Source organism: Paenibacillus psychroresistens (assembly GCF_009728935.1).
GTDB lineage: Bacteria > Bacillota > Bacilli > Paenibacillales > NBRC-103111 > Paenibacillus_AC > Paenibacillus_AC psychroresistens.
This window is the reverse complement of record NZ_CP034235.1, coordinates 4,755,303-4,768,131: the sequence shown is the minus strand read 5'-3', so window position 1 is coordinate 4,768,131 and position 12,829 is coordinate 4,755,303. Positions and strand designations below refer to the sequence as shown.

The following is a 12,829-nucleotide window of genomic DNA, read 5'->3' as shown; positions in this document are numbered from 1 at the left end:
GAAAATGAGAATGATGGATTCCACATCACGTAAAATATTCCTTCTGTGCAATATAATTTTTCTACTGATTATTGCACTTGTATGCATAGCACCGTTTATCAATCTGCTCGCGGTATCTTTCTCTGACAAAACTGCAGTGGCTGCAGGAGAGGTTACTTTTTTTCCGATCGGTTTTACAACAGTCTCCTATGAATTTATTACGAACACTTCGAAGTTTTCCGCTTCACTTCTGGTCTCCATCAAGCGGACAGCGATTGGCGTGCCAATCAATCTGCTGTTGATCATCCTGACTGCTTATCCTCTCTCCAAATTAAAAGCGGAATTCAGGGCTCGGAGTATTTTTTCATGGTTCTTTGTTGTGACCATACTTTTCAACGCAGGATTGATTCCTACGTATATGGTGGTGAGGAATACCGGGTTGATCGATTCAATATGGTCGCTTGTGCTGCCGGGTGCGCTTCCTGTTTTCAGCATGCTGGTCGTGATGAACTATATGCGCAGCCTGCCGAAGGAATTGATGGAGGCAGCGTATATCGACGGTGCGAGTCATGTGCAGACGCTGATCAGAGTTGTTCTGCCAGTCTCGACTGCTACGCTCGCGACTGTAACGCTGTTCTCGTTTGTAGACCATTGGAACAGCTGGTTCGACGGCATGATCTATATGAATAGTATTCAAAACTATCCGCTGCAGACTTACTTGCAAACGGTAGTCGTGAACCCAGCGGAATTTATGCGCAACAATACCGATCTTAGCGGCAATTTATCCAAATATCTGTCTTTGGTTAGCGCCCGCACTACAGGTGCAGCGCAAATGTTCTTAGCAATGATACCGATTCTAATTATCTACCCGTTTCTGCAAAAGTATTTCACAACAGGGCTTGTGATGGGTAGCGTAAAGGAATGATGCAGAAAGGAGTAAAAAAAATGAAAGTATTTGTTACTGGAGGTACCGGTTTTATCGGCTCATATGTGGTCAAGGAGCTGCTTTTCCATGGACATGAGGTAACACTTTTTGCCAGAAATGCGAGCAAGGTCCCGGGTTTTGTGGACCATGAGCAAATCCGTTTTATTACAGGACAAATGGATGATGCCAGCGCTATCGCTAAGGGGCTTAAGGGACAAGATGCATGCGTCCATGTAGCGCTCTCATGGCTGGATGGGACAGCAATGAAAACATTAGTAAATGAAACGCTGCCCTCTGTCCGCCTGTTCCAGATGGCTGCGGAAGCGGGAGTAAAGAAGATCATTTATACCTCTTCCATTGCGAGCTTTGGCTCGGCGCCTAACAATGATAGGGGATTTATTAAACCTGATACTTATTATGGCGCCACCAAGGCCGCGACAGAGGCTTATCTTATGGCTATAGCCTCTCAATATCATATTCAGGCAAATATCATACGTCCAGGTTATACCTTTGGCAATCCGTGCGTGGAGGGCGGACCTCTCTATCCCGATCATAAGATTATAAATATGGTCAAAAGCGCTCTGGCAAACGAGTCCATGTCCTTTATCAAGAATGACGGTACGCAGTTTATCTGGGCAGGTGACCTTGCAAAAGTATACTCCACTTTGCTCCATTCCGATGAATTGGACCGCGGTTATTATACCGCTGTGAGTACTGAATTCCGTACATGGGCTCAGATAGCGCAAATGGCGGTAAGCTTACTTGGTTCCCAAAGCCAAATCATATTGGAGGACAAAGGACGTCCTGAGCCAGAAAACATGCCTATAGATGTTTCGCAAATCAAGAATATCTTTGGGTTTTCTTTCAAGGCCGATGCTTACATGAAGGAGCATATTCAATACCTGAGCACTTTGGAGTTGTAATTCACTATTCGGTGTCATGATTAAGAAGGAGGAGCAGCAATGAATATTGTGATCACTGGGGCGAATCGAGGACTTGGCTATGAGCTGACACTAGCTGCAGCACAAAGAGGCCATAAGGTAATAGCCGGAATTCGTTCGTCGCAACCCGGTGGGAAATTACTCGAATTAATCGACCTTTTTCCCGGTCAAATAGGGGCCGTCCAGCTCGATGTTTGTAACGAAGAAACAATAGCCCGTTTAGCGGAAAGGCTGCTGGCAGAACGACAAACAGTTGATGCTGTGATCAATAATGCCGGTATTTTGTTGGGCAGGGGTGTCGCCATAGAAGAAATGCCAATGGAGGATATCGTCGGGTCCTTCGAGATTAATTTGTTTGGTCCGATGATGGTGATCAAGCATTTGCTCCCGCTAATGACGGATGGTGCCTTGCGGGCTGTCCTTAACATTTCATCAGAAGCAGGCAGCTTGACTCATGCCTATGGAGGGGATTATCCCTATGCGATCTCCAAAACAGCGATCAACATGTTATCCAAACAGCTTAAAGAGTATGTAAAAGAAAGAGGAATTCGTGTGTACGCCATTCATCCAGGTTGGATCAAGACAGACATGGGTGGGGAGAAAGCTCCCGGAGATCCCGCTGAAAGTGCCAGAAGCATAATAGATATTCTCGAGATGAAAACAGAAATAGATCCGGAATGCTTTTTTATCAATGTTAAAGGTGAACCGATGCCTATCTGATTTTGCTAGCAAAGAGAGCTTATCACAAATATCTAGGGGGAAATTACATGTCAGACTTTACTATTGGATCATGGTCATTCCATGCGTTGTTTAATTCGGGGAAAATGAGCTTGTTTGGCTATTTGGAAAGCATAAAGTACCGCTATCGACTCCGTCACGCAGATATTTGGAACGGAATGCTGCTCTCCACTGAGGATGACTACATCCAGAGCGTCAAGGATACTTTAGACGAAGAAGAAATGATTGTCGCGAATCTTGCAGTGGATGGTGCTGATGTCTGGCATGATGATCCGAATGTTCGTGATCGAAACCATCAAAAGGCGCTCTTGTACCTAGATATTGCACGCCGGTGGGGAGTTCAAACGCTGCGGATCGATATGGGGATAAACTCGGTAGAAATGACAGATGAGCAGTATGAAATTTGTGTCAACCGATACAAGGAATATGCACAGTTTGCCAATGATCATGGTTTTCAGGTAGGCCCGCAGACGCATCAGGCAGCTGCCCAGTCTCCTCGAAACCTGCAACGAATTTTTAATGAAGTTTCTGCCCCAGGGTTCGGGATTATACTTAATGTCAACCGTTGGCTTATAGACAAGGAAATCGGTGACGAGATTGTAGCGCCTTATACAATCCATGCCCAGTTTGATCGGTCGTTTGTGGATTTTACAGGATCTGAGCTGCTTCAAAAAATACAACTGTTTCGTCAAGCCGGGTATCAGGGCTGCTGGTCTATGGAATTTCGGGGAGGGTCAGATGAATATCTTGAGGTTGAGCGTGATTTGCTGACCATTCGACAAGCTGTAAGGTTGGCGACTCACCAAGAATAGGATCAGAAGAAAATAAAAACAATGGAGATTAAACGATGAATACATTAAAAGAACCACGCAAGGTAGACGGAAGAAATGGGATAAGTATCTTGGAAACGGTAGATGTTTATAGCGGCGAACGCAGCGTCCTAGCCGAATTCGATTATGTAATGGAGGCGCCTAATTGGACCCGCGACGGCAAGCAGCTTGTATATAACAGCATGGGCATGCTTTACACGTTTGATCTCATCACGCATGAAAGTAAGGCTATAGAATCCGGTTATGCTATTCAATGCAATAACGACCATGTGCTTTCACCTGATAACTCGCACGTTGCGGTAAGCCATCATACCATCGAGGATGGCCAGTCTCGCATCTATATTTTGCCTTTAGAGGGTGGCAATCCAGTCCTCATCACGCCATTAGCCCCCAGCTATTTGCACGGTTGGTCGCCAGATGGAAACACGCTAGCTTATTGTGCAGAGCGAAACGGCGAGTACGACATTTACACGATCCCCTTTAACGGCGGCAAAGAAACAAAGTTAACAGATATAACCGGACTGAATGACGGACCTGAATATTCACCGGACGGTAAGCACATTTGGTTCAACTCGGTACGCTCAGGCCTTATGCAGGTGTGGCGGATGAATGCCAAAGGCAATGAACAAACGCAGATAACGTTTGATGAGAGCAATAACTGGTTTCCACATGTTTCTCCTGACGGAGAATTAGTCGCTTATATTAGTTATCGCAAGGGTGATGTCGCTCCGGGCGATCATCCCGCAAACAAAAATGTAGAAATTCGCTTGCTGCCAAGTTCTGGCGGAGAGTTCCGTACTTTGGTTAAGCTGTTTGGCGGACAAGGTACCATTAATGTGAATTCTTGGTCCCCCGACAGTAGGAAACTGGCTTTTGTTAGCTACAAGCTGATTGAATAGAGAGACCATTTACGCGGAGTTTAAAAAAATAGTGGAGGAATAATTATGAAAGTATTTGTTACTGGCGGTACCGGCAATATCGGACAAAACGTTACTAAAGCATTGCTTGCAGCAGGTCATGAAATCGTATTGCTTACGCGCACTCCCGACCGCATTCCTTATTATCAAACCCTATCCAACGTAACTCTTGTAAAGGGTAATATACTTGAGCTGGACGTGATGGAAAAGGCGCTTCAGGGCTGTGACGCTGTTATTCATATCGCGCTAGGTTGGGGGAACGATCCGGTCGAAATGCTTGAACATGATACGAAAGTTACGCTTTTCTTAGTAGATGCTGCAGAAAAAGCTGGATTGCAGAAATTTATTTATACCAGTTCTACTGCTGCAATGGGTGATCTTCGTGACGGCATGGACGAGACTGCTCTGCTGCTGCCAAATAATCTGTACGGTGCAACCAAAGCTGCTTCCGAAATGTATCTAATGGGCTTTAATATGTATTACAGTGGCCAGGGTGTGAATGGAACCAAAACCAAAATTGCAAGAAATGTTATTCGACCCGGTTATATTTTCTCTAATCCAGCTTATGGAGGCGGCGCATCTCAATCTGATGTTCGTTTCTTAAATATTGCAAAAGCTGCTCTTCAGAATGAAGACATCACTTTTAATAAATTCGATGGCACTCAGTTCCTTTCCGGTAAACAAATTGCAGAACTTTATGTGAAATTGCTGGAAAGTGACTTCAACAATGAAACTTTTATAGCGCTGGGGAAAAAAAATATTTTCTGGGCAGAAATTGCCCAAATTGCAATCGATTTGATCGATTCTTCCAGTAAAGTTATTATTCCTAATGCGGGTGAAGAAAGCAAAACTTCCTATTATAATGCCAGCAAAATGGAACGTTTATTCGGATTATCTTTTGAAGGTGATGAAGATCTGATAGATCACATTCAGTGGAATATTGATCGTGCACGCAAAATACTTGCAGGGGAACAGGTACATAACGTTTACCACGTTTGGTAAATAGTATCTGGAGCAAAGGAGAAGAAAAATGGAAAACACTATTCTTGGTACGACCCTGATTTGTCAGGTTGCAGTGATCGTTCGTGATGTGGAAAAGGCTACCCGCCGCTTTGCCGAACTTTTAGGCGTTCCCGTCCCTAACATTATTATGGCTAATGAAGATGGTAGTGATACGGTTTCATATATGGGACAGCCAACAAAAGGCAGGGTTAGGCTATCCTTCTTTCACATGGAGAATCTGGTTTTAGAGTTCATTGAACCGACAGAGGACCCTACTACATGGAAAGAATTTCTGGATATAAAAGGCCCTGGAGTTCATCACATCGCATTTAAAGCGAAGAACAGAATGCTTGAAACAGCGGCTAAGCTGGAGCAATTCGGCTACTCACTTATTCAAAATGGCGATAAATATGCTTATGTTGAAAGCACAGAAGATCTGGGTGTTATTCTCGAGCTTCTCGACATTGATTAAATAGTTGCAAATAATATCGCAGCAAGGCGCATGCACAAGCATGCGCCTATTTTATTTTTGATTGAATCATCCCAGATCTGAGGGGGGTTCATTTTTTGATGCATTCGGAGCCAACTGTGAATACGGCTTGGCTAGAAAAAGCTGCTTAGCGAGAAAAACCGGTGTGTAAGGCATATCATTGCGAAGCCAGGAGATAATTGTACCGATATAGGCGGAAGTACTGTACCAGATTACGATATCATTAGGAACGCTCGCAGCCCAAACCACTGAAGAAACATCTCGATTCTCGATTTTGTTTGTAATCATATCAATCATCAGCTTCATAAAACGTTCGGTAAAGACTGGTATACGTTTTGAGGCTAGCACAACCTTATAAAAAGTAGAATTTTTTGCAATGTGCTCAAGCAATTTAATCAATCTGGACGAATCACTGTCTATACCTGATTGGATCGCAACATCCTTTAATACTGCATTAATTTCATTAACCATGTCATCCGCCATCTTCTCCAGCATATCTGGAACATCCTGGTAGTGAAGATAGAAGGTGACACGATTGATGGTAGCGCGTTCTGTAATACGTTTTACGGATATTTTCTCAAATTCAACTTCCTGAAGCAAATCGATAAAGGCATCTCGAATCAATTGGCGAGTTCGAAATACACGCGGATCCATACGCGGTGAAGCTGTTGACATAGGTTCTCATTCCCTCTCTCCTTAAATACTCTGTACGACAATTTCATCCTGTTTGTAGATTATTATTCACATAAACGACAGATCGAAATTTTCTGTAAACTAATAAACATTTTTCAAAAAGCTGTTGCTTGTGAAATATAAGCTAGCGAATTATAATAATTTACGTTAGTTCATTATACAACACAGTGTCTATTAGTTGCACTAAAAATTTGAAGGGATTGAGCAGGATGAGCAAAGTTTTAGCGTTTGATAGTAGCACCATTAAGAAAGGCCCACTGTTGTTTGTCATGATTGTGGGGGCGTTCATTGCTGTTTTGAATCAGACCATTATGGGTGTCGCTATGCCGGAGCTGATGATCGATTTTGACATTGCGGCTTCTACAGCTCAATGGCTGACAACCGGTTATATGCTTGTAAACGGGATTCTTATTCCGATCACCGCCTATTTAATGCAGCGGTTCACAACCCGTGAGCTTTTTCTGTCATCCATGATTATTTTTCTTGGCGGTACTATTGTTTCAGCATTAGCGAATGACTTCAATATTTTGCTGACTGGCCGCCTGATTCAAGCAGCTGGAGCCGGTATTATTATGCCGCTGCTAATGAATGTAATCTTGACTGTCTTTCCTCCTGAGAAGCGAGGAGCCGCAATGGGGATGGTAGGCTTAGCCATTATTTTCGCCCCAGCTATCGGACCAACAATCGCAGGATATATCTTGGAGCATTATTCCTGGCAAACATTGTTTTATGGAATGATTCCATTTGTACTTATTGTTATTGCTGTTGCCATTATTTATCTGGTTAATGTGACTGAACGATCCTATCCCAAAATTGACGTTTATGGTGCAATTCTCTCAACAATCGGGTTTGGAGCTCTTCTTTATGGTTTCAGCAGTGCTGCAAGTAAGGGCTGGTCAAGTGCAGAAGTACTTTTATTTATTGCTGCCGGAGTTGTCTCCTTGATTTTGTTCGTCTGGCGACAGCTGGTCTCCAAAAGTCCGCTTCTTGATCTTAGGGCGTTTAAATACAGCATGTTCTCCCTGACGACTGTTATTAATATTGCGGTTACGATGGTCATGTATGCAGATATGATGCTGCTTCCACTGTACTTGCAGAATGCACGTGGATACACAGCTATGGAATCTGGGCTTCTGATGCTCCCAGGCGCACTTCTAATGGGACTTATGATGCCGATAACCGGAAAAATGTTCGATCGGTTCGGAGCGAAGTGGCTGTCCATTATCGGGATGGCTATTACGATCGTGACCACAATTGGTTTTGTTAATCTGACCGATTCCACCAGTTATACTTATTTAGTTCTGATGTCCACAGGACGACGTATCGGGATGGCCATGTTTCTGATGCCAATTACAACGGCGGGCTTAAACCAACTTCCCTCAAGACTGAATGCGCATGGTACGGCTATCTCCAACACCATCAAACAGGTGGCTGGTGCAATAGGTACTGCGTTGATTGTCACGGTTATGACGTCAAGCACTAAGTCTCATCTTCAGGATTTGACCGCTGCTGGCGGCTCTTCTTCACAGAAGGATATGATTGTACAGTCGTCTATTCAGGGCATTAATGATGCGTACTTGTTTATTATTGGAATCGGAATTGTCGGTCTGATATTATCTTTCTTCATTAAACGCACGGGACAGGCTGAGGATAAAGAATCTGAAATCCACTTGGACCATAAAACCGTTAAGGTAACTCTATAAAGATTAGGATAAAGCAGCTAGACTACGTCCAGATATTCGTTAATGAATGAAGGAAGAAGGAACGGCATATGCAAGCCTATGATATTATGATTAGTCAAGTGTATAAGGTAAAAAATTCAGTGATCATCGGATCAGCGGGCTTCCCATCGTAAATGAACGAAATGAAATCGTTGCTTACATTAGCGATGGTGACATAATGCGATATATCGGCAAAAAGCACATGACCATGGGCGAAAAGAAAATCAAAAAAGTACCGGTAGAACGACAAGGTGTTTTGGTGGGCATTATAAGCCGTGGTGATGTGATCAGACATGTATTTAAACAATTTATTGATTAATTTCATTACAGAGAGGGCAGACGAATGATTGCATTCGTCCTGCCCTTTACGCATGGGTTCGCAAGCTCAAGAATATTTTTTGCGGAAAATGGAAAAATACCCTTATCAGTGTTTTCTTTGGGGGGGCCAATTCAGTGAAGGGGTTTAGGAAGTGGATGCGCAATAAGCCTGGGTATCCAACAATACCTGAGGATATTCTCTCCGAAGATGAAGAGAACTCCACCAGGTTAACCTCCGATTTAGAGCAAAATGAGTTGGTTTTTAAAAAAATATTCGAAAACAGTACCGACATGGTGTTCCGTAGAGTTCAACTGGCTGGAGAAAATCATTGGCTTCTCATATATCTTGCAAGTCTGGTTGAAGAAAAGGTGATTGACGATCATATATTGAAACCATTGTTATCTAAATATACAAAACAAGAGGATTTAATAAATGAAAAAGCAGCAGGTCTAGATGATCGGATTATCTCTTTAGGGGAAACGAAAGTTACATCTCAAGTAATTGATATTGTTCGACAATTGTTAAACGGTTTTGCAGCCGTCCTTACAATTGGGGACAGCGATGCTATGATGGTCAAGGTTAACGGTAGACCACAACGAAGTCTTGAAGAGCCTTCATCGGAACCTGTCATTCGCGGTCCAAGGGATGGATTTATCGAAAGTATCTCAACAAATATAGGATTAATACGCAGCAGACTTAAAACATCACGGCTAAAAATGGAATCCCTTACGATTGGAGAGCTATCTCAAACGCAAGTAGTCATCTCTTATATAGTTGGAATTGTTTCCGAACCAGTAGTTGAGGAAGTTCGAAAAAGGATAACTCGGATTCAAATTGACGGTATCCTAGATTCAGCTTACATTGAGGAATTTATTGAAGATTCTCCTTTCTCGCCTTTTCCACAAGTAAATAGTACAGAACGACCAGATGTTGTAGCTGCTGAGCTATTGGAAGGGAAAGTGGCCATTCTTGTCGATACAAGTCCATTTGTACTCATTGTTCCCATGACATTCTGGGCTGGACTTCAGGCAAGCGAGGATTACTATATACGCTGGCCTATCGCAACTTTTGTGCGGTGGATTCGTTTTCTTTTCATAATAATTGCGATATTCGCTCCATCTCTATATGTAGCCATTTCTACTTTTCATCAGGAAATGATTCCGACTAATCTCGTGCTGAGTATTGTCTCATCAAGAGAGCCAGTTCCCTTTCCGGCTTTCATTGAAGCCTTATTGATGGAAGTCATCTTTGAAGCTTTGCGGGAGGCAGGTATTCGCTTGCCTAAACAGATAGGGCAAGCGATAAGTATTGTCGGGGCATTAGTCATCGGTCAAGCAGCTGTTCAGGCAGGAATTATATCAGCTCCAGTTGTTATTATTGTATCCATCACAGGAATCGCAGCATTCACAATTCCACGATATAGCTTTGCAAATGCAGTTCGGTTACTACGCTTTCCGATGCTATTTTTGGCTGGTACCCTTGGACTTTATGGCATTGTGCTTGGATTTCTGGGTATTTTGTTACATGTAACATCGCTTCGTTCGTTCGGCGTCCCTTATTTTACTCCAGTAGCCCCGCTTACATTTACTAATTTGAAGGATGTAATAATCCGGGCACCAATATGGGCTAAAACTCGTCGTCCACAAGCAACCGGTTCTAACAATCCGGTCCGTGAACCAGCAGGCCAGAAACCAGGTCCGAGTCAAGGGATGCAGCCACCTGAGAACAATTAGGATGCTAGCTTTTCATAAGATAAAGAAAGGAGCAGGTACTTCTGAATGAAACTATTCCTATATATCGGTTTACTATTCACCGTATTGATTACAAGCGGTTGTTGGGACCGTGTGGAGATCAATGATCTTGCCTTTGTTATGGGAACGGCATTGGACTTATCAGAGGATGGCAACGTAATAGTGTCCGTTCAGATCGCAATCCCTTCGTCAGGGCCGGGGGGGCCGGGGGGGGGCGGCGGGCGGCAAGAGAAGTTTTTTGTGATATCGGCTGTTGGAAAGAATGGCAATGAAGCGCATCAATTGCTTCAGAAAAAAAGCTCGCGCACGTTATTCACCGCCCATCGCGGCGTTGTTTTTATAGGTGAACGGTTAGCCAAACACGGAATTAAAGATGCCGTCGATGTTTTCACTCACGATCCGCGTAATCGCTTAAAAACCTACATAATGGTTGTAAAAGGAAGAGAAGGGCGGGAAATTTTGCAGACTAAATACCCTTTTGAACAAGTGCCTATCGAAGCTGTCAAGGAAATGGAGGGTTTAGGAACTGATTTAGCAGTTACCTTGCGAGACTTTTTTATGGCGGCATCAAGCGAAGGCATTAGTCCAGTTATGGGAGTCATGGATTTCGAGGATTCTAAAGAAGAAATGAAAGAAAACAAAAATAAAATATTTAAGCTAGGCGGATCAGCCATTTTTAAGAATTTCAAATTAGTCGGGTTTTTAAACGAAAAAGAAACAAATGGATTTATTTGGGTTACCGATAAGTTGAAGCATAGCAGGATCAACGCCTATTTACCAGAAGGTAATGGGAATGTGGGAATGGTTTTATACCATGTAAAGCGAAAAATCACCCCAGAAATAAGTGGTGATAAGGTTAAAATCTTGATTCAGCTGTGGGGTCAAGGAAGTCTTGTCGAAAATAATTCCCAATTGGATATCAGTCTTTCGAAGAATCTGGATATTGTGCAGAAAGCATTAGAGAAATCGGTTAAGGAACAAATACAGACTTTGTTAGCTAAAGTCCAAAAGCAGTATAAAGTAGATAGCATGGGTTTCGGCCAAGAAATTTACCGTAACATGCCGAAAAAGTGGGAATTGTTAAAAGGAGAATGGGATAATAAGTTTCCAGAGGTAGACACTTCTATTGAAGTTAAGCTAACTATTAGTGGAATTGGGATGGCAGGTCCTCCTCTACAATTGAAAGATAAGGAGATCATAAAATGATTGTACAAATAGTGGGATATATACTTGCATTGGTTCTATGGTCTTTTGTTAAAATACAGTCCTTGCTTAGTAAGCAAGAAAAAAAAGAAGCAGCATTATATGGCGGTTTAATGGGAGCATCAACTATTATTGGTTCCTTATTAATAGCGCAAGTTGACATTCCAAGTGTGGTTATCCCGTTCAAAGTTATTTTTGAGCCCATAGGAAAAATGCTTTTAAAGCAATGACTTATTGACTTTTCTCTTTAGGGTATCGATCATTAAAAGTGCTAACGGTATAAGGCTTTGTGTGAAAAAGCCCGCGCTCGGATAAATAAAAGCAATATAATTACGAAGCTCCGTTCCATTCTTGAAAACAAATACCGATCCGATTATGGATAATAATGCTATTGGTATTACGAATTCCCGATAATTACGGATACCGATAAGCTGGCTAATACTAAGACTCAAGATAAACAACGATATCGAGATCTTCACAAAAATTCCAGTCACCCACACGGAAACAGCGATTGCTTCCAGACGTTCAAAGGAGCCTACAATACCAATATATTGAATAACACTTAAAAATGAATAGGTTAACCTAGGTGTTAGTGGACCGAGGACCATAATGGTTAATATAACAATGCTGAAAACAATAATAGAAATACTTAAAAGCGCAATCAGCGAGACCTTGCGAGCCTTTTTTGGTTGATTTAAATAAGGAAGGAGCCATCCCAATATAAATACTTGATTCATAAATGCGCCTGCTGGAGTGACAGCGCCTTGTAATATCGGCATTACTCCTGCTGCTAAAATGGGCTTTAGTTGGTTTGAATCAGCTTCCCCAACCATTAGGATAAAAAGCGGAATCAAAAAAATAATGCTCAGTGGGGCAAGAAATTCACCGCATCTTGCGATGACCTCAATCCCAGCAATAACGGCTAGACTGCAAAAGATCAATAATGTTAGACCCCCTACGATCGGTGGGGTTTTTGGCAATAAAACGGTATCAATAAATAAAGTATGCTGCATAATCATAACTGAAATGGACATATACCAAAAAAAAATGTAATAAATGCCTAAACATTTTCCTAAGGCATTCCCCATGATTTTTGAACTATATTGTATAATGGTCATACCCGGATACCGATTCGCGAGTTTAATCATTGCCCAAATAGTTAATATTCCTGTTGCAGCAGCAGGGAATACGGATATCCAAGCATCTTGTTTGGCGAACATTACCATCTGTCCGGGAACGGTTAAGAAAATGGTGGAAACGACAAAACTAAATAGTAAAAAGCCTAGCTGGGTTCCTGTGATTTTTTCTGTTGTCTGCATC

General features: G+C 42.5%; 14 protein-coding genes. 11 read left to right on the top strand and 3 right to left on the bottom strand.

The window, feature by feature from the left end; all coding sequences use genetic code 11:
* The first annotated feature begins 4 nt into the window (after positions 1 to 4).
* Genes EHS13_RS21825 through EHS13_RS21795 form a run of 7 tightly spaced genes read left to right on the top strand, consistent with a single transcriptional unit; the run spans position 5 to position 5,804 of the window.
* Positions 5 to 904, top strand: a complete 900-nt coding sequence (locus EHS13_RS21825) for a carbohydrate ABC transporter permease (protein ID WP_227013468.1) — start codon at positions 5 to 7, stop codon at positions 902 to 904.
* Positions 905 to 924: 20 nt separating this feature from the next.
* Positions 925 to 1,827, top strand: a complete 903-nt coding sequence (locus tag EHS13_RS21820) for an NAD-dependent epimerase/dehydratase family protein (RefSeq protein WP_162463196.1) — start codon at positions 925 to 927, stop codon at positions 1,825 to 1,827.
* Between the two features lie 39 nt (positions 1,828 to 1,866).
* Positions 1,867 to 2,565, top strand: a complete 699-nt coding sequence (locus EHS13_RS21815; RefSeq protein ID WP_155702420.1) for an SDR family NAD(P)-dependent oxidoreductase — start codon at positions 1,867 to 1,869, stop codon at positions 2,563 to 2,565.
* Positions 2,566 to 2,612: 47 nt separating this feature from the next.
* On the top strand, positions 2,613 to 3,395 hold the full coding sequence (locus EHS13_RS21810) for a sugar phosphate isomerase/epimerase family protein (RefSeq protein ID WP_155702419.1): 783 nt from the start codon (positions 2,613 to 2,615) through the stop codon (positions 3,393 to 3,395).
* Between the two features lie 35 nt (positions 3,396 to 3,430).
* Positions 3,431 to 4,312 (top strand): TolB family protein, encoded by an 882-nt coding sequence (locus EHS13_RS21805; RefSeq protein ID WP_155702418.1) that lies wholly within the window; start codon positions 3,431 to 3,433, stop codon positions 4,310 to 4,312.
* A gap of 45 nt (positions 4,313 to 4,357) precedes the next feature.
* Complete coding sequence (locus EHS13_RS21800) at positions 4,358 to 5,332, top strand: NAD-dependent epimerase/dehydratase family protein (protein WP_155702417.1); 975 nt, start codon at positions 4,358 to 4,360, stop codon at positions 5,330 to 5,332.
* Positions 5,333 to 5,360: 28 nt separating this feature from the next.
* Complete coding sequence (locus EHS13_RS21795; protein WP_155702416.1) at positions 5,361 to 5,804, top strand: VOC family protein; 444 nt, start codon at positions 5,361 to 5,363, stop codon at positions 5,802 to 5,804.
* Between the two features lie 66 nt (positions 5,805 to 5,870).
* Here EHS13_RS21795 and EHS13_RS21790 read toward each other — a convergent pair whose 3' ends face one another.
* Positions 5,871 to 6,497 (bottom strand): TetR/AcrR family transcriptional regulator, encoded by a 627-nt coding sequence (locus EHS13_RS21790; RefSeq protein ID WP_155702415.1) that lies wholly within the window; start codon positions 6,495 to 6,497, stop codon positions 5,871 to 5,873.
* A 227-nt stretch (positions 6,498 to 6,724) separates the two neighbouring features.
* Between EHS13_RS21790 and EHS13_RS21785 the strand changes: the two genes are divergently transcribed.
* On the top strand, positions 6,725 to 8,218 hold the full coding sequence (locus EHS13_RS21785) for a DHA2 family efflux MFS transporter permease subunit (protein WP_155702414.1): 1,494 nt from the start codon (positions 6,725 to 6,727) through the stop codon (positions 8,216 to 8,218).
* Positions 8,219 to 8,312: 94 nt separating this feature from the next.
* Here EHS13_RS21785 and EHS13_RS37720 read toward each other — a convergent pair whose 3' ends face one another.
* Complete coding sequence (locus tag EHS13_RS37720; protein WP_452445353.1) at positions 8,313 to 8,561, bottom strand: hypothetical protein; 249 nt, start codon at positions 8,559 to 8,561, stop codon at positions 8,313 to 8,315.
* A gap of 128 nt (positions 8,562 to 8,689) precedes the next feature.
* Between EHS13_RS37720 and EHS13_RS21775 the strand changes: the two genes are divergently transcribed.
* Genes EHS13_RS21775 through EHS13_RS21765 form a run of 3 tightly spaced genes read left to right on the top strand, consistent with a single transcriptional unit; the run spans position 8,690 to position 11,739 of the window.
* Positions 8,690 to 10,288, top strand: a complete 1,599-nt coding sequence (locus tag EHS13_RS21775) for a spore germination protein (RefSeq protein WP_155702413.1) — start codon at positions 8,690 to 8,692, stop codon at positions 10,286 to 10,288.
* A gap of 45 nt (positions 10,289 to 10,333) precedes the next feature.
* Positions 10,334 to 11,512: a Ger(x)C family spore germination protein gene (locus tag EHS13_RS21770; protein WP_155702412.1), complete on the top strand. Its 1,179-nt coding sequence runs from the start codon at positions 10,334 to 10,336 to the stop codon at positions 11,510 to 11,512.
* A complete protein-coding gene (locus EHS13_RS21765; RefSeq protein WP_155702411.1) occupies positions 11,509 to 11,739 on the top strand; it encodes a hypothetical protein in 231 nt (76 codons plus the stop codon). Before EHS13_RS21770 ends, EHS13_RS21765 begins: the two co-directional genes overlap by 4 nt.
* Here EHS13_RS21765 and EHS13_RS21760 read toward each other — a convergent pair.
* Positions 11,728 to 12,828, bottom strand: a complete 1,101-nt coding sequence (locus EHS13_RS21760) for a GerAB/ArcD/ProY family transporter (protein WP_155702410.1) — start codon at positions 12,826 to 12,828, stop codon at positions 11,728 to 11,730. The genes EHS13_RS21765 and EHS13_RS21760 overlap by 12 nt on opposite strands.
* Position 12,829: the final 1 nt, after the last annotated feature.

Bases quoted from the DNA above. Each gene is read 5' to 3' on its own strand.
- EHS13_RS21825 (WP_227013468.1), top strand. From the start codon at position 5: ATGAGAATGATGGATTCCACATCACGTAAAATATTCCTTCTGTGCAAT.
- EHS13_RS21820 (WP_162463196.1), top strand. From the start codon at position 925: ATGAAAGTATTTGTTACTGGAGGTACCGGTTTTATCGGCTCATATGTG.
- EHS13_RS21815 (WP_155702420.1), top strand. From the start codon at position 1,867: ATGAATATTGTGATCACTGGGGCGAATCGAGGACTTGGCTATGAGCTG.
- EHS13_RS21810 (WP_155702419.1), top strand. From the start codon at position 2,613: ATGTCAGACTTTACTATTGGATCATGGTCATTCCATGCGTTGTTTAAT.
- EHS13_RS21805 (WP_155702418.1), top strand. From the start codon at position 3,431: ATGAATACATTAAAAGAACCACGCAAGGTAGACGGAAGAAATGGGATA.
- EHS13_RS21800 (WP_155702417.1), top strand. From the start codon at position 4,358: ATGAAAGTATTTGTTACTGGCGGTACCGGCAATATCGGACAAAACGTT.
- EHS13_RS21795 (WP_155702416.1), top strand. From the start codon at position 5,361: ATGGAAAACACTATTCTTGGTACGACCCTGATTTGTCAGGTTGCAGTG.
- EHS13_RS21790 (WP_155702415.1), bottom strand. From the start codon at position 6,497: ATGTCAACAGCTTCACCGCGTATGGATCCGCGTGTATTTCGAACTCGC.
- EHS13_RS21785 (WP_155702414.1), top strand. From the start codon at position 6,725: ATGAGCAAAGTTTTAGCGTTTGATAGTAGCACCATTAAGAAAGGCCCA.
- EHS13_RS37720 (WP_452445353.1), bottom strand. From the start codon at position 8,561: ATGAAATTAATCAATAAATTGTTTAAATACATGTCTGATCACATCACC.
- EHS13_RS21770 (WP_155702412.1), top strand. From the start codon at position 10,334: ATGAAACTATTCCTATATATCGGTTTACTATTCACCGTATTGATTACA.
- EHS13_RS21765 (WP_155702411.1), top strand. From the start codon at position 11,509: ATGATTGTACAAATAGTGGGATATATACTTGCATTGGTTCTATGGTCT.
- EHS13_RS21760 (WP_155702410.1), bottom strand. From the start codon at position 12,828: ATGCAGACAACAGAAAAAATCACAGGAACCCAGCTAGGCTTTTTACTA.